We start from the raw sequence: 18,712 nt of genomic DNA, 5'->3' as shown, positions 1-18,712 counted from the left end.
CGGCGCCCGTCACCCCACCGCGGCCTGCGGTGCGGCCGCCAGCTGCTCGGAGGTCTGACCGAAGCGCCGCTCGCGCGCGGCGTAGGCGGCCATGGCCTCGTCCAGCGCCGCTTCGTCGAAGTCGGGCCACAGCCGATCGCTGAAGACCAGCTCGCTGTAGGCGGCCTGCCACAGCAGGAAGTTGCTGATGCGCTGCTCGCCGCCGGTGCGGATCAGGAGGTCGGGGTCGGGCACATGGGCCAGCGCCATGGCGCGGTCCAGGCTCGTCTCGGTGATCGGCTCGCCGCGCACGGCCAGCGCCGCCGCGGCCTGGGCGATGTCCCAGCGCCCGCCGTAGTTGAAGCAGACGTTGAGCTGCAAGCCGGCGCCCGCCGCCGTCGCCGCCTCGGCCTGCAGCAAGCCCTGCTGCATGCGCTCGGACAGGCCGCGCCGCTCGCCCACGAAGCGCAGGCGCACGCCGTTTTTTTGCAGCTCGGGCACCTCGCGTCCCAGTGCCTTGGCCATCAGGTCCATCAGCCCGCTCACCTCGTCGGGCGGGCGATTCCAGTTCTCGGACGAAAACGCAAACACCGTCAGCACCCGCACCCCGCGCTCGGCGCAGGCGCGAATGCAGCGGCGCAGCGACTCCACCCCCTGCCGATGCCCCGCGATGCGCGGCAGCAGCCGGCGCTTGGCCCAGCGCCCATTGCCATCCATCACGATGGCGATGTGGGCGGGGACGACGGCGGGAATAGAGAGAGCTTTCGCCATGAAGGCAGGCCGTTCAAGAGTTGGCGCAATCCGAAAGTCAGAAGGCCGCGGAGCAGGCCATGCCAGCGGCCGCGGCGGAGCGGGCTTGGCCCGGCCGCTTGCGGCGTCCCCCCTTCGGGGGGAAGGCGCCGCAGGCGACGCAGGGGGGATCACACCTCCATGATTTCCTTTTCCTTGCCCGCCACCAGCGCGTCGATGTCGGACACGTGCCTGTCGGTGAGCTTCTGGATCTCGGCCTCGGCGCGCTTTTGCTCGTCCTCGGTGGCCTCCTTGTCCTTGACCAGCTTCTTGATGGCCTCGTTGGCGTCGCGGCGCAGGTTGCGGATGGCGATCTTGGACTGCTCGCCCTCGGCGCGCACGACCTTGGTCATCTCCTTGCGGCGCTCCTCGCTCATCGGCGGCATGGGCACGCGGATCAGATCGCCCATGTTGGATGGGTTCAGGCCCAGATCGCTTTCGCGGATGGCCTTTTCGATCTTGGCGCCCATGCCCTTTTCCCAGGGTTGCACGCTGATGGTGCGTGCATCGAGCAAGGACACGTTGGCCACCTGCGACAGGGGTACGTGGCTGCCGTAGTACTCGACGTGGATGGTGTCCAGCAGCGCCGGGTTGGCGCGCCCGGTGCGGATCTTGGTCAGGTTGTGCTTGAAGGCCGTCAGGGACTGGTCCATCTTGCCCTGCATGTGGCTTTTGATGTCGGCAATCGTCATGTCAATGCTCCGCGGGGTTCTGTGAGTGTCTCAGGCGTGAACGAGGGTGCCCTCGTCGCTGCCCAGCACGACGGCCTTCAGCGCGCCGGGCTTGAAGATGGAAAACACCCGGATCGGCAGCTTCTGGTCGCGGCACAGGGCAAAGGCCGTGGCGTCCATGATGCCCAGGTTGCGGCTCATGGCCTCGTCGAACGTCAACTTGGCGTAGCGCGTCGCCGACTTGTCCTTGTGCGGATCGGCGGTGTACACGCCATCGACCTTGGTGGCTTTGAGCACCAGCTCGGCGCCGATCTCGGCACCGCGCAGCGCGGCCGCCGTGTCGGTGGTGAAAAACGGATTGCCGGTGCCGGCGGCAAACACCACCACCTTGCCTTCTTCCAGGTATTGCAGCGCCTTGGGCCGCACGTAGGGCTCGACCACCTGCTCGATGCCGATCGCGCTCATCACGCGGGCGACCAGGCCCTGGTGGTTCATCGCGTCGGCCAGCGCCAGCGCGTTCATCACCGTGGCCAGCATGCCCATGTAGTCGGCGGTGGCGCGGTCCATGCCGGCCGAGCCGCCGGCCACGCCGCGAAAGATGTTGCCCCCGCCAATCACCACCGCCACCTGCACGCCCAGGCGCGTGACTTCGGCGATCTCGCCCACGATGCGCTCGATGGTCGTCCGGTTGATGCCGAAGGCGTCATCGCCCATCAGGGCCTCGCCGGAGAGTTTGAGCAGAATGCGCTGGTGGGCGGGTTTGGCTTTGGTCATGGGCAGGCTGGCGGGCGGTAAACCCGCCAAGTTTAGCGTCTGGCACGCGCGCGGGCGTGAAAAAGGCGCGCCGCCTGCGCGACGCGCCCGCAGGTTGAGCGGACCGATCAGGCCTTGCCCTGGGCGGCGGCCACCTGGGCGGCCACTTCGGCGGCAAAGTCGTCGGCCTTCTTCTCGATGCCCTCGCCCACCACGTACAGCGTGAAGCCTTTGACCTGGGTGGCCTTTTCTTTCAGCATCTGCTCGACGCTCTGCTTATCGTTCTTCACGAAGGGCTGGGGCAGCAGCGAGACTTCCTTCAGGAACTTCTGCACCGAGCCCTCGACCATCTTGGCCGCGATGTCGGCCGGCTTGCCCGACTCGGCGGCCTTGGCCGCGGCCACGTTGCGTTCGGTCTCGATCAGGTCGGCGGGCACATCGGCGGCGGTGAGCGCCTTGGGCTTCATGGCGGCCACGTGCATGGCCACGTCGCGCGCGGCGGCTTCGTCGCCCGTGTATTCGACCAGCACGCCGATGCGCGTGCCGTGCAGATAGCTGGTCAGCTGGCCGCCGCCGGCCTTGCGCACGAAGCGGCGAAAGCTCATGTTCTCGCCGATCTTGCCGATCAGGCCCTTGCGCACGTCTTCCAGCGTGGGGCCGTAGCCGTCCTGCTCATAGGCCAGCGCGCCCAGCGCGGCGATGTCGGCGGGGTTCTTCTCGGCCACCAGGCGCGCGGCGGCGTTGGCCATGGCGATGAACATGTCGTTCTTGGTGACGAAGTCGGTCTCGCAGTTGACCTCCAGCATCGCGCCGGTGGTGCCGGCGATGTGCGCGGCGATCACGCCCTCGGCGGTGACGCGGCTGGCGGCCTTGCCGGCCTTGGTGCCCAGCTTGACGCGCAGCAGCTCCTCGGCCTTGGCCATGTCGCCGGCGGCCTCGGTCAGGGCCTTCTTGCATTCCATCATGGGGGCGTCGGTCTTGGCGCGCAGTTCGGCGACCATGCTTGCGGTGATTGCTGCCATGTGTGCTTCTCCAGTGTGTTCGGGGCCGCCCCAGAGGGCGGCAGGAAAATTGAAAAAGGGGCTGCGTGGCCCCCTTTGCTGTCAGCCGCGGGGCGCGGCCGGCAAGGCGATCAGGCGGCGCCGTCCTGCACTTCGACGAATTCGTCGCTGCCTTCGGCGGCCACGGCCTTGACCACGTCATTGACGGCGTTGGCCTTGCCTTCGAGCACGGCGTCGGCCATGCCGCGGGCGTACAGCGTGACGGCCTTGGACGAGTCGTCGTTGCCGGGAATGACGTAGTCGATGCCCACCGGGTTGTGGTTGGAGTCCACCACGCCGATCAGCGGGATGCCCAGCTTTTGCGCCTCGGAAATGGCGATCTTGTGGTAGCCCACGTCGATCACGAAGATGGCGTCGGGCAGCGCGGCCATGTCCTGGATGCCGCCGATGTCGCGCTCGAGCTTTTCGATCTCGCGCGTGAACATGAGCTGCTCCTTCTTGCTCATCGACTCCAGGCCGACTTCCTGCTGGGCCTTCATGTCCTTCAGGCGCTTGATGGAGGTCTTGACGGTCTTGAAGTTGGTCAGCATGCCGCCCAGCCAGCGCTGGTCGACATAGGGCATGCCGGCGCGGCGGGCCTCCTCGGCCACGATCTCGCGCGCCTGGCGCTTGGTGCCCACGAACAGCACGGTGCCGCGGTTGGCGGCCAGCTGGCGCGCAAACTTTTGCGCGTCCTGGAACATCGGCAGCGATTTTTCCAGGTTGATGATGTGGATCTTGTTGCGATGGCCGAAGATATACGGGGCCATCTTGGGGTTCCAGAAGCGCGTCTGGTGGCCAAAGTGGACACCGGCTTCCAGCATTTCACGCATGGTGACGGACATGAGAATACCTTTGCAAGGTTGGGTCTAAAATCCGGCCCGCTCATCGCCCCTGGCGCCGTGTTTCAGGCCGGGGCGACACCTCGTGAGGGCCGGTTTGCGATTTGTTTTGCCGCACCAGGCGATGTGCCCAGCGAACTGCAAAACCCAAGGATTTTAGCACGCGCGAACCCGCGCCCGGCCGCCCCATGAACATCGCCATCCTCGGCGCCGGCATCGTCGGCGTCGCCACCGCGTACGAACTGGCCTTTGATGGCCACCAGGTCACCGTGTTCGAGCGCCACGCCAGCGTGGCCGAGGGCGCCAGCTTTGCCAACGCCGGCGTGCTGGCGCCCGGCTACGTCACGCCCTGGGCCGCGCCGGGCATGCCGGGCAAGGTCATCGGCCACCTGCTGGCGCGCCACGCCCCGGTGCGCGTGGCGCGGCCGCTGGCCATGGCCGACCTGGGCTGGATGCGCCGCTGGCTGCGCGCCTGCGATGCCGGCACCTACGCCGCCAACCGCGCGCAGTTGCAGCGCCTGGCTTTCTACAGCCGCCAGCGCCTGCACGAGGTGGCCGCGCGCATGGAGTACGAATTCGAGCGCAGCCAGGGTTACCTGGTGCTGCTGCGCGGCGAAAAGGAGCAACGCATCGTGCAGCCGGGGCTGGCGGTGCTGCGCGAGGCCGGCGTGGTGTTTCACGAAGTCAGCGGCGAGCAGGCGCGCGCCATCGAGCCGGCGCTCAAGCCCGACACCCCGCTGCTCGGTGCCATCCACCTGCCGCAGGACGAAGTGGGCAACTGCCGCCAGTTCGCCGTCATCCTGCGCGACGCCGCGCAGACGCTGGGCGCGCAGTTTCGCTTCGACACCACGGTGCACGCGCCCGGCGCCGCGGCGCCCACCACGCTGCAGTGGGACGGCGGCAGCCAGCGCTTCGACGCCGTGGTGCTGTGCGCCGGCGTGCAGTCGGGCGCCTGGCTGGCGCCGCTGGGCCTGCACGTGCCGCTGCGTCCGGTATACGGCTACTCGGTCAGCGCGCACATGCCCGAGCCCGTCATCGGCCCGCGCAGCGGCGTGATGGACGAGCGCTACAAGGTCGCCATCTCGCGCCTGGGCCAGCGCGTGCGCGTGGCCGGCTCGGCCGAGATCGGCGGGCGGCCCGACGCCATCAACGCCCGCGCCATGCAGACGCTCTACAAGGTGCTGGACGACTGGTTTCCCGGCGCGGCCCGCCTGTCGCGCGGCGTGCAGGTGTGGAAAGGCGCGCGCCCCATGCTGCCCGACGGCCCGCCCGTGCTGGGCGCCAGCGGCGTGCCGGGCGTGTGGCTCAACCTGGGGCATGGCTCCAGTGGCTGGGCGCTGGCCTGCGGCTCGGCGCGCGTGCTGGCCGACCAGATCGCCGGGCGCGAGCCGGCCATCGACGCCGAAGGCTACGGCATCGAGCGCTATCGGGCGCGCTGAAGGCGCACGTCGGGTTTTCGTTCCTCAACCCGACCTACGGGGCTGACCAGATCGCCGGACGCGAGTTGTAGGTCGGGTTCGCGAAGCGTAACCCGACGCTCGGGGCCACCGCCTGCCGGGCATTGCGAGATCACACGTCGGGTTTTCGTTCCTCAACCCGACCTTCTATGACCTCTCCGAGGCTGTCAAGGCTTTTTGCGTTTCATCCTGGGACAGTGATCAGCAGTTGGTTCGCGTCACATCGAAGCTCTCGGTCTCTTGTACGTGGACTGAACGTCTCACCACCTTCTATCCGTTGGTTTTTGACCAACCGAATCCTGCATGCGCGTTGCGCTCAAGGTGACCTCGATTGGAGCAAACCCCATCTACTAGGGTCGGTCGCCTCGCCGGGCGACCAGGTTGGGTAACGGGCGTGCTCGACTTCCAGGCTGCGAATGCTCGACTGATCCTCTGTGTTCCTCCTTTCCTGACGACGGGCTGTTCGGGCCGTTGGTGTGCTTTTCTCAGACGCTCTTGAGCTTCGCGCCCTCGGGCATGACGCCTTGCTCGATGTAGCGCCACAGGGCAATGGCCAGCCGCCGGGCCACTGCCACGATGGCGATGCGCTTGCCCCTCTTGTTGGCCGCATTGCCTGCCGTGCGCATGGCAAACCATCGGGCAATCGCGCTCTCGCTCTGGTAGCGCAGCCACATCCAGGCCATCTCGATCAGCAGCGCCCGCACCTTGCGGTTACCCTGCTTGCTGATGCCCTGATCCACCCTTGAGGCGCCGCTGTCATAAGGTTGTGCCACCAAGCCGATACAGGAGCCCACCTGCCGTCGGTTGTGGAACTGGCGCCAGAACAGCTCGATCACCAGCCGCATCGCACCGATCCAGCCCACGCCCTTCAAGCGCGCCAGTTGCTCGATGCGCTGCTGCAGCGGTGCGGGCAGTTGGCGGCGCAGTTGCTCTTCGAGCGCGGCCAGTTGCTGCTGCGCCAGCACCAGCCGCTCGCATTCGCGCGCCAGCCGCTCACGCAGTGGCTCGGGCAACACTTGGCCGTCCCAGCATCGCAGTTTCCCGCCGTCCAAGCGCGCCTGCAAGTGTGCCTGCACATCTTCCCAGCAGCCCACTGTGCGCAGCAGCTTCCTGATGCGGTCGCGGTGCTGCACGATCTCCTTTTGCAGCTCGCCACGATCGCGTATCAGCTGGCGCTGCGCTTCGGCTTCTTGCGAGGGAATGCGCACGACATGCATGCGCTGGCGCTCTCCTCGCAGCCAGCCGAACAGGCACTCCAGCAGCGTCAGCGCATCGAGCCGGTCCGTCTTGGCTCGCCGGGCGTGGCGCGCCACCGGGATGCTGGCTGGATCCACCACGAACACCTTGATGCCCGCCGCCTGCAGGGCACGGGCGATCCAGAACGCGTCCTGGCCGGCTTCGTACACCGCATAGACCTCAGAGCCGGCCGGCAGCTGCCATTTCGCCTTGAGCTGCTCGATGCGTTGCAGCACTTGCTGCAGGCGCTCCCAAGGCGCCTTGGCCTCTGCCCCATGCAGCGCCGGCTTCTCCCGGCAGCCGTCGGAGGCGGCAATCTTCCAGCTGCCGCTGCTAAGTTCGAGAGACAACGCCAAGCCGGACGTAACATTGAATGTGTGGGTCGGTTGCATTTCGGTAGCTCCTGGTTTGGTTGGTCGAAACTCCATGCTAAGGATTACTTCGCAATCGGCCTACACCCCCAGTCATAGGATCTACGGGGCGCCGTTGGGTGCGTTCGCGGAAGTCGTCGTCGCAGAGTTGTAGGTCGGGTAAGCGAAGCGTAACCCGACATTCGCGGCCACCCGCTGCCGGGCACTGCGAGATCACGCGTCGGGTTTTCGTTGCTCAACCCGACCCACGGGGCAGCGCACAATGCCAGTCATGCCCCACGCCATCCACCCCGGCCCGCGTTGGCCGCTGCATGACACGGCCGCCACCCGCCGCATCGAGCAGGCCGCGGCCAACGCCCTGCCCCCGCACACGCTGATGCAGCGCGCCGGCCTGGCCACTGCGCGCCTGGCGCTGGCGCTGGCGCCGCACGCGCGGCGCGTGTGGATCGCCGCCGGTCCCGGCAACAACGGCGGCGACGGGCTGGAGGCCGCCTTGCACCTGCACGCCTGGGGCCTGAACCCCGTCGTGACCTGGCTGGGCACGCCCGACACCGCACCCGATGACGCCCGCGCCTCGTGGCAGCGCGCCGTGCAGGCCGGCGTGGCCTTTGCCGACCAGCCGCCCGCCGACCTGGGCCCGCAAGACCTGGCCATCGACGCCCTGCTGGGCATCGGCGCCACCCGCGCGCCGGCCGGCCGCATGGCCGACTGGCTGAAGCACATGCACGCCGGCCCCGCGCCCGCGCTGGCGGTCGATGTGCCCACCGGGCTGGACGCCGACAGCGGCTGGCTGCAAGCCCCGGTTACTACCGATTCGATAGCTGCCAGCGCCGATCCAGCAAGTGCCAGAAGCCAGAATGACTTGAAACGCAGCACACCCGAGCAATCAGAGGCGCGGGTTTTGCTCCCTCTCCCTCTGGGAGAGGGCAGGGGTGAGGGCCAGCAGCGCATCCACCCGCAAAGGGCCCATCAAGTCCCAGCCGCGCGCCACACCCTCAGCCTGCTCACCCTCAAGCCCGGCCTGTTCACCGCCCACGGCCGCGACGCCTGCGGCACGCTCTGGTTCGACGACCTGGGCGTGTCGGCCACCCTGCACGCCGCCGAGCCGCCCAGCGCCTGGCTCAACGCCGCGCCGCATGCCGCACCGCGCCCGCACGCCAGCCACAAGGGCAGCTTTGGCGACGTCGCCATCGTCGGCGGCGAGGGCCTGGCCGCGCGCGGCATGGGCATGACCGGCGCCGCGCTGCTGGCCGCCAGCGCCGCGCTGCACGGGGGCGCCGGCCGCGTGCTGGTCAGCCTGCTGGACGAGGGCGACATCACCCACATCCCCACCCAGCCCGAGCTGATGCTGCGCCGCTTCGATCGGCTCGAACTGGACGCCCTCACCGTCGTCTGCGGCTGTGGCGGCGGCGACGCCGTGGCCAGCCGACTGCCCGCCGTGCTGCGCGCCGCGCCGCGTCTGGTGCTGGACGCCGACGCCCTCAACGTCATCGCCGCCGACCCGGCCCTGCAAACCGCGCTGCGCCAGCGCGCCACGGCCGGCCAAACCACCGTGCTGACGCCCCACCCGCTGGAAGCCGCGCGCCTGCTGGGCGCCACCTCGGCCCAGGTGCAGCAGGGCCGCCTGCGCGCCGCCACCACCCTGGCCCAGCGCTTTGCCTGCACCGTGGTTCTCAAGGGCTCGGGCAGCGTCATCGCCACGCCCGGGCAGGCGCCCGTCATCAACCCCACCGGCAACGCCCTGCTGGCCACCGCCGGCACCGGCGACGTGCTGGCCGGCCTGATCGGCGCGCATCTGGCCGCCGGGCGCGCCGCGCCCAATGCCGCCAGCGCGGCGGTGTACTGGCATGGGTGGGCAGCGGATGGTTGGCCCGCAGCAAGCAGGCTCACCGCCGGCGTCTTGGCAGTGCGTGCCGGTGCAGCGCTGGCGCCGCCCAGCACACCCACCCCAAGCCCTTGACCCGCACGAGGCGACCGACATGAGCGCAGACACCTGGACCCACGCCGAAAAGCGTGCGGCGCGCCGCATCTACGACGCCGCCCTGGAGCGCGAGCTGGCGCAGGTCATGGCCGAGTTCAAGCGCCGCGCCGCCGCGGCGAGCCAGCCGCAAGACATGTGGGCCGTCGAGACCTACCTGTCCAAGGCCGGCCGCGACATCAACGCCAAGTACGACTACCGCTATTCGGTGCTGGAGTTCGTCTTCGCCCGCCTGCTGCGCGAAGGCCGCATCGAGGACAGCGAGTTGCACGGCCTGTCCGACGACCGGCTGGAGCGCATTCGGCGCATCGCCGCGCTTTGAGGGCGGCGCGGCGCACCGAGTGGCCACTCGCGCGCGGCCGTCAGGCATCGGCTTCGGGCTGCCCAATACCGCCAGGCGCAGGCGCTATCGCCGGCCCATCGGCTTGCGCGCCGACAAGACACCGCCAGGGCGGCAACTCGGCGATCGCAAAGCCGCAGACCATCTCGCCTGCATGCCACGCGAAGGTGCCTGAACCCGCATCCACCGGTCCGACATGCGAGTCAAAAGTCACAACATTGACCGGCCATCACTCGACCAGTCAGTCGAATGTGATACAAGCAGAAACATCGAACCGCCCTCCCGCCGAGCTGTCAAGTTCGACCCGGTCGCCTTGGTCGGCAAGCACGGACTCGCTCGACTTCGGGTGTGGTCTTTTTGTTGTCGGCAGGCGTTCGTCCGGAAAATTTTAGGTTTGATAAATAGCAATGAACAGGGGTTCGGCTATGAATCTCAAGATGCCGAAATTGTTTATCCGACTGACTGGGGTCAGCAGGCAGTCGTCTAATATCAGTTAGATTACTCAGGAGATGCGTATGGAATTAAGCCATATCGGAGCTAACCGCAAGGAGATTAGAACTACCGCATTCACGGATCGATCTCCGGAAATTAGCATTGAAGAGAACACTGGAAATATAATATTAATAATCAAAGATGCAGATGGAATGGGAACCAAAGGACAATACGATTACCGAATAAAGCTCACGCCAAGCGACCTAAGGAACCACTGAACAATGGCCGCCGAAAGCTCGGCCATCAGAATTTGCATCCTTCGTTTCATGATGCGGCTTGCGGTTTGCGACTCGGGCTGTTTTCAAGCCTTGTTTTTGCCTTTTCGGCCTCTTTGAAGCCCCGTTTGCGCTTTCAAGGCGCACCTGTGCCTTGCAACTGCAATAGCGGCATCTTGAGCAACACCAGGTTGGCCAACGCGAACATCACGTTCAGTTGGCTCGCGTTCTTGGCCAAGCCACGATAGCGCAGCTTCTTGTGGCCAAAGAGGTTCTTGACCACGTGAAACGGATGCTCGATGCGCGCGCGAATCTGCGCCTTCACCCGCTCCAGCGCCTGCTTCAACTGCTTGGTCAAGCCCTCGGGCATGGCCTTGATCTTGTGACGGCGCTCCGCGACGTGCCAGTTGACGTCCGCTTTGATGCGTCCCTCATCTTGCGCCGCTTTGACCTCCTCGCGCTTTTCAACGCCCGTGAAGCCTGCATCGGCGTGTACATCGCTTTCCTGACCGTGCAGCAGGTGGTGAGCGTTGGCCACGTCCGACTCGTTGGCTGCGGTGACATGGATGCTGTGCACTGCACCCGAGTCAGAGTCGGCCCCGATATGCGCCTTCAACCCGAAGTGCCACTGATTGCCCTTCTTGGTCTGGTGCATCTCGGGATCGCGCTGGCCATCCTTGTTCTTGGTGGAACTCGGTGCGGCGATGATGGTGGCGTCAATCATCGTTCCCTCACGCATGAGCAGGCCTTGCTCGCTCAGGTGCTGGTTGATCTGCTCGAAGATCGCCTTGCCCAGCTCGCGCTGCTCGAGCAGGCGGCGGAACTTGAGCAGCGTGGTGGCATCGGGTGCGCTCTCGCGCGCCAAGTCGATACCCACAAACTCGCGCATGGCGCAGCTGTCGTACAGCGCATCTTCCAGCGCCTCATCGCTGAGCGCGTACCACTGCTGCACGAAGTACATGCGCAGCATGCGCTCAAGGCCGATGGGCGGGCGGCCAACGCGGCCACTGCTGGGGTAGTGCGGCTCAATGAGGGCCAGCAGGCGCTGCCAGGGCACCACCTTCTGCATCTGGCCCAAGAACTTCTCGCGGCGCGTCACGCGCTTCTTGCCTGCATACTCCAAGCTGGCAAAGCTGACTTGTTTCATGCTCCGAGTTTAGTAGCAAACGCAGCAATCGACCATCGGGGTTGGCCCGAATAAATCAGCGTTTCCCTAACAAAAATCATTAAAACCACTTCCTCGCACCGCTCCATTTTCCATGAAGGCCCTCTTCGCGCCGAGCTCGAAATAGCAGCCAGTGCGCTTCTTCGGCTCGTCGCTGCTGCTAGCGCATTACCTTTTCAGGTGATGCCTAGTGACCTGCAGATGAAGCTGCAGAAGGCAATTCAAACTACGAAACATATCAAATCTGGGAATGTCTAACTATTCGTCGCAGCCGACCGCCTACGGCGGCGGCTGAACTCAGGCGTTAGATTGAAAGATACCATGCGTTATTTTTTCCTCCTGTTGTTTACCCTGTTCCTTTCTTCCGCCCAAGCTCATACGTACAAATGTAAAGACAAAAGCGGAAACTGGACAGAGCAAGCATGTCCAGATTATGAACAGCGAAAGCAAGAGGAAGTCAACAAACTTTCCAAGCAAATTGAAATGAAAAATTGGGAGCCTCAGATTGGCATGTCTGCTAGTGAGGTTAGCCAAGTTATAAAGTCCGATCAATGTCGTTCCACGAAGGCGTTTAAGTGGTGTGGCCCATTTAAAATTAATGCCACCAAAACCGCAAGAGGTACTAGGGAAACGCTGATTTATTCGGGCCAACCCCGATGGTCGATTGCTGCGTTTGCTACTAAACTCGGAGCATGAAACAAGTCAGCTTTGCCAGCTTGGAGTATGCAGGCAAGAAGCGCGTGACGCGCCGCGAGAAGTTCTTGGGCCAGATGCAGAAGGTGGTGCCCTGGCAGCGCCTGCTGGCCCTCATTGAGCCGCACTACCCCAGCAGTGGCCGCGTTGGCCGCCCGCCCATCGGCCTTGAGCGCATGCTGCGCATGTACTTCGTGCAGCAGTGGTACGCGCTCAGCGATGAGGCGCTGGAAGATGCGCTGTACGACAGCTGCGCCATGCGCGAGTTTGTGGGTATCGACTTGGCGCGCGAGAGCGCACCCGATGCCACCACGCTGCTCAAGTTCCGCCGCCTGCTCGAGCAGCGCGAGCTGGGCAAGGCGATCTTCGAGCAGATCAACCAGCACCTGAGCGAGCAAGGCCTGCTCATGCGTGAGGGAACGATGATTGACGCCACCATCATCGCCGCACCGAGTTCCACCAAGAACAAGGATGGCCAGCGCGATCCCGAGATGCACCAGACCAAGAAGGGCAATCAGTGGCACTTCGGGTTGAAGGCGCATATCGGGGCCGACTCTGACTCGGGTGCAGTGCACAGCATCCATGTCACCGCAGCCAACGAGTCGGACGTGGCCAACGCTCACCACCTGCTGCACGGTCAGGAAAGCGATGTACACGCCGATGCAGGCTTCACGGGCGTTGAAAAGCGCGAGGAGGTCAAAGCGGCGCAAGATGAGGGACGCATCAAAGCGGACGTCAACTGGCACGTCGCGGAGCGCCGTCACAAGATCAAGGCCATGCCCGAGGGCTTGACCAAGCAGTTGAAGCAGGCGCTGGAGCGGGTGAAGGCGCAGATTCGCGCGCGCATCGAGCATCCGTTTCACGTGGTCAAGAACCTCTTTGGCCACAAGAAGCTGCGCTATCGTGGCTTGGCCAAGAACGCGAGCCAACTGAACGTGATGTTCGCGTTGGCCAACCTGGTGTTGCTCAAGATGCCGCTATTGCAGTTGCAAGGCACAGGTGCGCCTTGAAAGCGCAAACGGGGCTTCAAAGAGGCCGAAAAGGCAAAAACAAGGCTTGAAAACAGCCCGAGTCGCAAACCGCAAGCCGCATCATGAAACGAAGGATGCAAATTCTGATGGCCGAGCTTTCGGCGGCCATTGTTCAGTGGTTCCCTAGAGAGCAATGGGTGTTCACTAATTACAACGGAATGCCCCTCTGGTATTTGTATTTCGATAATGGTATTTTAGTCACCATCCAAGATTAATGTTCCAATTATTCGTCGCAGCCGACCGTCTACGGCGGCGAATGAACTCAAGGCGTTAGGCCGCACCAGGAATCACACGAAAAATGCAATGATCGCAATCATATTTTTCGCGCTAGGCGCGGTATTCACCTGGTTGCTTTTCAAAGGTTATTCCACTCAGGAAATCATGGCTCGTGGATGGGGCACCCAAGTACGCATTTACCGACGAGATGCTGAGCCAATTATGTATTGGTTTACTTTTCGCTTGTATCCAATCCTTGTCACCGTATGCACGGCCGTCGGCCTTTTGGCTGCTTTCAAAAGCATCGTGCATCATGTGGCCTAACCTCGCATTCAACGCCGACGTTTCAGCCACAATCTGCTTCGGTTTCTGATAGGTCCGGCTTGGCTACAACGCCGGTTAATTTTGAAGTTAGCGTTTCAACAAAATGGGAACTACCATGAAACAGTACAAAATCTTCAAACATCCGTCCGGTAATAGCGAGGCTGTCAAACAAGGGTGGTCTTGGCCCGCCTTCTTTTTCAGTTTTATTTGGGCAATGGTGAAAAAGCAGTGGGCACTTGGTGTCTCTGTTTTTATCGGCATTTTGGTGTTCGGCTTCATTGTAGGCGCAGCTAGTGGCGGCGATGGTGGTGACGCCCTCATAAACGTTGTTTCAATCATCATCAACATCGTTTTCGGCATGAATGGAAATTCGTGGCGTGAAAAAAACCTTATTTCTCGCGGCTACGAGCAAGCGGATACAGTAACCGCCGCCAATCCAGAAGGCGCCGTAGCGCTGTACTTGAAGGCTGCAAGTGTAGAACGCTAACAAGTCACTCCAGCGGACCGTCAAAAATCTGGGAAAAATTGGGGTCAGATGAACGTTTTTAAATGTCAGTGAATTTTCTCTACGCCCCATCCGAATACCTCCGCCCCTGGAAACTGTTTTCACTGGCGGCGGGTATCGCTTTGCTCGTGCTCGGCTCCATCCACATGCCGGCGCCGGACTGGGACATTCCCATCAGCTTCATCATGGCGGGTCTGACCTATCTGACTGCGCCCTGCAGCCTGCGCGCGCTGCTGGAGCGCCGGTGGCGGCAGCTGCCCCTGGCGGCGGCTTCGACCTGGTTTGCCGTGGATGGCTGCTACGCGATCTACTGGCATTTCGCGGACCCGGCCGCGCTGGCCTTCATGCGCGCGGCCAACGCGCCGGCGTCGCTGTCGCTGTACGGGATGTGCGCGGTGATCTGGCTGTATCGCGGCAGCCTGGCGCAGTTGGCGGACCAGATTCGCACGCGCCTTGCGTTCGGCCAGAGGCGGTAGCCCGGTGTCGAGCGCAGGTCAGGAGGCCGCAGCCGTGGCGCAAGCAGGGGCGCCGGTTCCACCCATCGTTCCAGGTCATTGAACATTTCACGGCCAAACCACCATGCCCTTCACCCCCATCCATCTCGGCCCCGGCCTGGCCTTCAAGGCCCTGGGCGGCCGGCACTTCAGCTTCATGGTTTTTGGCGGAGCGCAGGTCTTGATGGACCTGGAGCCGCTGATCGGCATCCTGCAGGACCGGGACGTGCTGCACGGCGTGACGCACACGGGGCTGGGGGCGCTGGTCATCGGCAGCGTTGCGGCCGTGATCGGCAAGCCCATCAGCACCATGGTGCTGCGCTGGCGCAAGATCGCGCACCCGCCGCTGACCTGGCTGGCGGCCATGACGGGGGCCTATGTGGGCACCTTCTCGCACGTGCTGCTGGACGCGATCATGCATGCCGACATGGCGCCCGCCTGGCCCCTGTTGCGCGGCAACCCCATGCTCGACCTGATCGGCATCGACCCGTTGCACCTGGCCTGTCTGGTGGCCGGCGTGGTGGGGTTACCGATGGCATTGATGCGGGCGAAGGCGCAGGCTCGGTCATCGGGATGACAAGGGAAAAATTGGGGTCAGATCTTTCTGCCCCGAACCGTTTTCCTCGCCCGCCAAGTTTCCCTGATGTTCAAGTGTCCCTGCGACAAGGGGAGCCGAAAACACGGACAAACCGGATGTCGGATAGCATCCGTCCCCTTGCCGGCCACCTTCGCCGGCATTCCCCCACGCCCGCCGCCGGCCCTGCTGCCCCGAGCTGTCCTCGCAAGTCACCGCATCCGTCATGAACCCTGCCCGCTCCAGCCCTTTTCAACTCGCGCAGACCCTCGCCAGCCTGTCCCTGCACTCGCCCCTGGTCATCGCCAGCCGAACGCTGCAATTCGCCCAGCCGGGCGCGCTGTTGTCGGCCAGCGGCCAGGCCGAATTTTTTCGCATGTTTGCCGAAAAGCAGGCGGCGGCGGCCGAGTCGTATTTCGCCATGGTGATGAGCGCGTTCAGCCTGTCGCAACAGCTGTTCTTTGGCGCATGGTCCTCCTGGGCGCGCGGCCAGGTGCCGCCGTGGTCCGCCCACGCCATGGCGAATACGGCCAACAACGCCCTCCGGCCCTATCAGCGGCGCGCCCGCGCCAATGCGCGCCGCCTGAGCCGGTCGCGCAAGCCGGGTTGAGGCTGCGCCGACCCGAACACGGTGCGCACCGAATATCAAGATAAAAACCCATCTGGCGCGCGCCCATCAAGCGCAAGCAGCTATTGTTTTGATAGTTTCTGGAGGCATGACGGGCCCACTCATCCGCGTCCGGCAAACGGCATTTGCGTCGCCATCACGGTGTGGAACATGACGTTGGCGTCCAGCGGCAGGCTGGCCATGTAGACGATGGAGCGGCCGACGTTGGCCACGTCCATCACGGGCTCGACGGCGGTCTGGCCGTTGGCCTGCAGGATGCCGGCGGCCATGCGCCGGGTCATGTCGGTGGCGGCGTTGCCGATGTCGATCTGGCCGACGGCGATGTCGTACTTGCGCCCGTCCAGCGAGGCGGCCTTGGTCAGCCCCGTCACGGCGTGCTTGGTGGCGGTGTAGGCAATCGAATTGGGCCGCGGCGTGGTGGCCGAGATGGAGCCGTTGTTGATGATGCGTCCGCCGCGCGGGGTCTGCGCCTTCATGACGCGAAAGGCCGCTTGCAGGCACAGGAACATGCCGGTCAGGTTGACATCGACCACGCCGCGCCAGTCTTCGGGCGTCAGGTCTTCCAGCAGCTTGGGCGGGCCGCTGATGCCGGCGTTGTTGAATAGCAGGTCCACGCGGCCGAAAGCGGCCACGGCGCGGTCGAACAGCGCGGTGACCGCCGCCGGATCGGTCACGTCGGTGGGCACGGCCAGCGCGCGGGCGCCGGCGCCGCTGGCTTGCGCCACGGCTTGCAGGGGCTCGGCGCGGCGCCCGGCCAGCACCACGTGCCAGCCGTCGTGCAACAGGGCCTGCGCCACCGCCTTGCCGATACCGCTGCCGGCGCCGGTGACGATGGCGACGCGGGGGGTTGTCGAAGCATTCATTGAAAACATCCTTCCAGGTTGAAATTCGACTCATGCGCCGGGCGGCACCCACACCTGCCCCGTCATCAGGCGCCGCGCGCTGCGGCTGACGCTGACGCGGCGGATGTGCCAGGCGCCGCCGGCGTCCTGGCCGGCCTCGGCCTCGGTCTCGATGCAGCCGGCCGGGTGGCCCATGCGCAAGCCGCCGCCGTGGGCCGGGCGCCAGGGCGCCAGCAGCGTGCCGGGCAGCGCCGCAGCCGCCGCCAGCGCAATGGCACCGGTGCCCGGCAGCGCGTGGTGAAACTGGGCCATCGAAACCATGCGCACCAGCATGTCCATCTGGCCGGCGGCCACGGCGCGACCGTCACTGGCGACGTAGCCGGCAGGGGGCGCCACCAGGGCCAGCTTGGGCGTGGCCGGACGCTCGCGCGTGGCCTGCTCAGGCGTGGTGGCCAGGCCCATGGCGACGGCCGCCTGCGCGCGCACCGCTTCACAGCGCGCCAGCAGCGCGGCATCGGCATTGAGCGCGCGCGGCAGCTCGGCGCCGGCCAGTCCCAGGGCCGCCGCATGGACGATGACGGTGGGATTGCCGGCGTTGATCAGCGTGGCCTCGACGGGGCCCAGGCCGAGCACATCGAGCGTGTCGCGCACATGGCCCGTGGGCAGCAGCGGCAAGCCGCCCCCGCCCGCGGGGTCCAGAAAGTCCAGCCGGATCTCGGCGGCCGGAAACGGCACGCCGTCCAGCGCAAAGTTGCCCATCTCCTGCACCTGGCCGCCTTGCATGGGCACGTGCGCCACGATGCGCTGGCCCAGGTTGGCCTGCCAGATGCGCACCGTGGCCCGGCCGTCGGCAGGCGCGCCATCGACCAGGCCGGCGTGCAGCGCAAACGGCCCCACGGCGGCCGCCAGGTTGCCGCAGGAGCCGCTCCAGTCGATCAGCGGCTGGTCGATGGCGACCTGGCCGAACAGGTAGTCCACGTCGCAGCCGGACTGGGCCGAGCGCTGCACCAGCACCACCTTGCTGGTGCTGGAGGTGGCGCCGCCCAGGCCGTCGATGTGGCGCGCGTATGGGTCGGGGCTGCCGATGGCGCGCAGCAGCAGCGCGTCGCGCGCGGCGGGGTCGGCCGGCAGATCGGACGGCAAAAAAAACAGGCCCTTGCTGGTGCCGCCGCGCATGAGGGTGGCGGCGATGGCGACGGATTCAGTCGGCATAGCGGCGCTCCAGCGCGTCCCACGCGGGCTTGTTGACCAGGCGCTGGCGCTCGGCAAAGGGTGCGACCAGCGCCGGGTCCTCGCTGAGCGCGCCGGTCGCCTTCAGTTGCGCGAGCGCCCGCGTCATCCCCGCGACGGCCGCCTGCAGCGCCGCGTTGGCGTACAGCACCAGGCCATAGCCGGCGGTGGCCAGCTCGGGCTGCGCCAGCACGGGGGTGCGCCCGCCCAGCACCAGGTTCATCAGCAGCGGGCGATCGAGCAAACCGGGCAGCGCGCGCACCTGCTCAGCCTCGGTCAGCGCCTCGACGAACAGGATGTCGGCGCCGGCCTCGGCGTAGCGCGCGGCGCGCTCGACGGCGGCGTCAAAACCATGCACGGCGGCCGCGTCGGTGCGGGCCATCACCAGCAGCCCGCTGTCCGCGCGGGCATCGACGGCGGCGCGAATCTTGCCGACCATCTCGGCAGTGCTCACCACGTCCTTGCCGCTGAAGTGACCACAGCGCTTGGGGCTGGTCTGGTCCTCCAGCTGCACGCAGTCGGCGCCGGCGCGCTCAAGCCGACGCACCGTGTGATAGACGTTGACGGCGTTGCCGAAACCGGTGTCGGCATCGACGATCAGCGGCAATTGCACCGCGTCGCGGATGCGCTGCGTGTGCTCGCAGATCTCGGCCAGGCCCATGAAGCCCTGGTCGGGCAGGCCCAGGCTCATGTTGGTCACGCCCGCGCCGGTGATGTAGATGGCGGCAAAGCCCAGCTCCTCGATCACGCGCGCCGACAGCGCGTTGAAGGCGCCGGGCACCAGGGTGGCGCGGCGTTGCTGCGCCAGATGCAGCAGGGTTTTGCGGGTATCTTTGGCGGTCATCAG

Annotated in this window: 19 protein-coding genes; 9 read left to right on the top strand and 10 right to left on the bottom strand. The window is 65.5% G+C overall.

Annotated elements, in window-relative coordinates:
• Window positions 1-9 precede the first annotated feature (9 nt).
• From uppS to rpsB, 5 genes are all read right to left on the bottom strand, one after another.
• The gene (uppS, locus tag U1F38_RS03175) at window positions 10-750 is read right to left on the bottom strand and encodes a polyprenyl diphosphate synthase (RefSeq protein ID WP_409985590.1); all 741 of its coding nucleotides are present in this window, start codon (window positions 748-750) and stop codon (window positions 10-12) included.
• Between the two features lie 149 nt (window positions 751-899).
• Complete coding sequence (gene frr / locus U1F38_RS03170) at window positions 900-1,460, bottom strand: ribosome recycling factor (RefSeq protein WP_409985589.1); 561 nt, start codon at window positions 1,458-1,460, stop codon at window positions 900-902.
• Window positions 1,461-1,490: 30 nt separating this feature from the next.
• Window positions 1,491-2,213, bottom strand: coding sequence for a UMP kinase (pyrH, locus tag U1F38_RS03165; protein WP_409985588.1), 723 nt, complete (start codon window positions 2,211-2,213; stop codon window positions 1,491-1,493).
• 107 nt (window positions 2,214-2,320) lie between these two features.
• Entirely contained in the window at window positions 2,321-3,214 is an 894-nt protein-coding gene (gene tsf / locus U1F38_RS03160) for a translation elongation factor Ts (RefSeq protein WP_409985587.1), read from the bottom strand.
• A gap of 110 nt (window positions 3,215-3,324) precedes the next feature.
• Complete coding sequence (gene rpsB, locus U1F38_RS03155; RefSeq protein WP_409985586.1) at window positions 3,325-4,077, bottom strand: 30S ribosomal protein S2; 753 nt, start codon at window positions 4,075-4,077, stop codon at window positions 3,325-3,327.
• A gap of 185 nt (window positions 4,078-4,262) precedes the next feature.
• Here rpsB and U1F38_RS03150 point away from each other — a divergent pair, with 185 nt between their 5' ends.
• Complete coding sequence (locus U1F38_RS03150; RefSeq protein WP_409985585.1) at window positions 4,263-5,513, top strand: D-amino acid dehydrogenase; 1,251 nt, start codon at window positions 4,263-4,265, stop codon at window positions 5,511-5,513.
• A 503-nt stretch (window positions 5,514-6,016) separates the two neighbouring features.
• On the opposite strand, the gene U1F38_RS03145 is transcribed toward U1F38_RS03150, so the two are convergent.
• Window positions 6,017-7,159, bottom strand: coding sequence for an IS110 family transposase (locus tag U1F38_RS03145; protein ID WP_409985584.1), 1,143 nt, complete (start codon window positions 7,157-7,159; stop codon window positions 6,017-6,019).
• A 250-nt stretch (window positions 7,160-7,409) separates the two neighbouring features.
• Between U1F38_RS03145 and U1F38_RS03140 the strand changes: the two genes are divergently transcribed.
• Complete coding sequence (locus tag U1F38_RS03140) at window positions 7,410-9,098, top strand: NAD(P)H-hydrate dehydratase (protein ID WP_409985583.1); 1,689 nt, start codon at window positions 7,410-7,412, stop codon at window positions 9,096-9,098.
• A 19-nt stretch (window positions 9,099-9,117) separates the two neighbouring features.
• On the top strand, window positions 9,118-9,438 hold the full coding sequence (locus U1F38_RS03135; protein ID WP_409985582.1) for a hypothetical protein: 321 nt from the start codon (window positions 9,118-9,120) through the stop codon (window positions 9,436-9,438).
• A gap of 861 nt (window positions 9,439-10,299) precedes the next feature.
• Here the strand turns inward: U1F38_RS03135 and U1F38_RS03130 are convergent.
• Window positions 10,300-11,310 (bottom strand): IS5 family transposase, encoded by a 1,011-nt coding sequence (locus U1F38_RS03130; protein ID WP_409985509.1) that lies wholly within the window; start codon window positions 11,308-11,310, stop codon window positions 10,300-10,302.
• Window positions 11,311-11,649: 339 nt separating this feature from the next.
• On the opposite strand from U1F38_RS03130, the gene U1F38_RS03125 reads away from it, so the two are divergent.
• The 6 genes from U1F38_RS03125 (at window position 11,650) to U1F38_RS03100 (ending at window position 15,775) form a co-directional block, all read left to right on the top strand.
• Window positions 11,650-12,024 carry a hypothetical protein gene (locus U1F38_RS03125; RefSeq protein ID WP_409985581.1) on the top strand — a complete coding sequence of 125 codons (375 nt, stop codon included), beginning with the start codon at window positions 11,650-11,652 and terminating at the stop codon, window positions 12,022-12,024.
• Window positions 12,021-13,031, top strand: coding sequence for an IS5 family transposase (locus U1F38_RS03120; protein WP_409985509.1), 1,011 nt, complete (start codon window positions 12,021-12,023; stop codon window positions 13,029-13,031). The genes U1F38_RS03125 and U1F38_RS03120 overlap by 4 nt, the downstream gene beginning before the upstream one ends.
• A 676-nt stretch (window positions 13,032-13,707) precedes the next feature.
• Window positions 13,708-14,079, top strand: coding sequence for a DUF2628 domain-containing protein (locus U1F38_RS03115; protein WP_409985580.1), 372 nt, complete (start codon window positions 13,708-13,710; stop codon window positions 14,077-14,079).
• Between the two features lie 68 nt (window positions 14,080-14,147).
• A complete protein-coding gene (locus U1F38_RS03110) occupies window positions 14,148-14,573 on the top strand; it encodes a hypothetical protein (RefSeq protein ID WP_409985579.1) in 426 nt (141 codons plus the stop codon).
• A 103-nt stretch (window positions 14,574-14,676) separates the two neighbouring features.
• On the top strand, window positions 14,677-15,168 hold the full coding sequence (locus tag U1F38_RS03105; protein ID WP_409985578.1) for a metal-dependent hydrolase: 492 nt from the start codon (window positions 14,677-14,679) through the stop codon (window positions 15,166-15,168).
• A gap of 223 nt (window positions 15,169-15,391) precedes the next feature.
• A complete protein-coding gene (locus U1F38_RS03100) occupies window positions 15,392-15,775 on the top strand; it encodes a hypothetical protein (RefSeq protein ID WP_409985577.1) in 384 nt (127 codons plus the stop codon).
• A 119-nt stretch (window positions 15,776-15,894) separates the two neighbouring features.
• Here U1F38_RS03100 and U1F38_RS03095 read toward each other — a convergent pair whose 3' ends face one another.
• Genes U1F38_RS03095 through U1F38_RS03085 form a run of 3 tightly spaced genes read right to left on the bottom strand, consistent with a single transcriptional unit; the run spans window position 15,895 to window position 18,709 of the window.
• Window positions 15,895-16,656: an SDR family oxidoreductase gene (locus U1F38_RS03095; protein WP_409985576.1), complete on the bottom strand. Its 762-nt coding sequence runs from the start codon at window positions 16,654-16,656 to the stop codon at window positions 15,895-15,897.
• Window positions 16,657-16,686: 30 nt separating this feature from the next.
• A complete protein-coding gene (prpF, locus tag U1F38_RS03090) occupies window positions 16,687-17,847 on the bottom strand; it encodes a 2-methylaconitate cis-trans isomerase PrpF (RefSeq protein ID WP_409985575.1) in 1,161 nt (386 codons plus the stop codon).
• Entirely contained in the window at window positions 17,837-18,709 is an 873-nt protein-coding gene (locus U1F38_RS03085; protein WP_409985574.1) for an oxaloacetate decarboxylase, read from the bottom strand. The genes prpF and U1F38_RS03085 overlap by 11 nt, the downstream gene beginning before the upstream one ends.
• Window positions 18,710-18,712: the final 3 nt, after the last annotated feature.

The organism is Ottowia sp. (assembly GCF_046348305.1).
Classification (GTDB): Bacteria; Pseudomonadota; Gammaproteobacteria; order Burkholderiales; family Burkholderiaceae_C; genus Ottowia.
The sequence above is the reverse complement of the archived record's forward strand: the minus strand, read 5'-3'. Positions and strand labels throughout refer to the sequence as shown.

What these genes read in the sequence shown, in the direction of transcription:
- uppS (WP_409985590.1), bottom strand. Translation starts at nt 750, where the DNA reads ATGGCGAAAGCTCTCTCTATTCCCGCCGTCGTCCCCGCCCACATCGCC.
- frr (WP_409985589.1), bottom strand. Translation starts at nt 1,460, where the DNA reads ATGACGATTGCCGACATCAAAAGCCACATGCAGGGCAAGATGGACCAG.
- pyrH (WP_409985588.1), bottom strand. Translation starts at nt 2,213, where the DNA reads ATGACCAAAGCCAAACCCGCCCACCAGCGCATTCTGCTCAAACTCTCC.
- tsf (WP_409985587.1), bottom strand. Translation starts at nt 3,214, where the DNA reads ATGGCAGCAATCACCGCAAGCATGGTCGCCGAACTGCGCGCCAAGACC.
- rpsB (WP_409985586.1), bottom strand. Translation starts at nt 4,077, where the DNA reads ATGTCCGTCACCATGCGTGAAATGCTGGAAGCCGGTGTCCACTTTGGC.
- U1F38_RS03150 (WP_409985585.1), top strand. Translation starts at nt 4,263, where the DNA reads ATGAACATCGCCATCCTCGGCGCCGGCATCGTCGGCGTCGCCACCGCG.
- U1F38_RS03145 (WP_409985584.1), bottom strand. Translation starts at nt 7,159, where the DNA reads ATGCAACCGACCCACACATTCAATGTTACGTCCGGCTTGGCGTTGTCT.
- U1F38_RS03140 (WP_409985583.1), top strand. Translation starts at nt 7,410, where the DNA reads ATGCCCCACGCCATCCACCCCGGCCCGCGTTGGCCGCTGCATGACACG.
- U1F38_RS03135 (WP_409985582.1), top strand. Translation starts at nt 9,118, where the DNA reads ATGAGCGCAGACACCTGGACCCACGCCGAAAAGCGTGCGGCGCGCCGC.
- U1F38_RS03130 (WP_409985509.1), bottom strand. Translation starts at nt 11,310, where the DNA reads ATGAAACAAGTCAGCTTTGCCAGCTTGGAGTATGCAGGCAAGAAGCGC.
- U1F38_RS03125 (WP_409985581.1), top strand. Translation starts at nt 11,650, where the DNA reads ATGCGTTATTTTTTCCTCCTGTTGTTTACCCTGTTCCTTTCTTCCGCC.
- U1F38_RS03120 (WP_409985509.1), top strand. Translation starts at nt 12,021, where the DNA reads ATGAAACAAGTCAGCTTTGCCAGCTTGGAGTATGCAGGCAAGAAGCGC.
- U1F38_RS03115 (WP_409985580.1), top strand. Translation starts at nt 13,708, where the DNA reads ATGAAACAGTACAAAATCTTCAAACATCCGTCCGGTAATAGCGAGGCT.
- U1F38_RS03105 (WP_409985578.1), top strand. Translation starts at nt 14,677, where the DNA reads ATGCCCTTCACCCCCATCCATCTCGGCCCCGGCCTGGCCTTCAAGGCC.
- U1F38_RS03100 (WP_409985577.1), top strand. Translation starts at nt 15,392, where the DNA reads ATGAACCCTGCCCGCTCCAGCCCTTTTCAACTCGCGCAGACCCTCGCC.
- U1F38_RS03095 (WP_409985576.1), bottom strand. Translation starts at nt 16,656, where the DNA reads ATGAATGCTTCGACAACCCCCCGCGTCGCCATCGTCACCGGCGCCGGC.
- prpF (WP_409985575.1), bottom strand. Translation starts at nt 17,847, where the DNA reads ATGCCGACTGAATCCGTCGCCATCGCCGCCACCCTCATGCGCGGCGGC.
- U1F38_RS03085 (WP_409985574.1), bottom strand. Translation starts at nt 18,709, where the DNA reads ATGACCGCCAAAGATACCCGCAAAACCCTGCTGCATCTGGCGCAGCAA.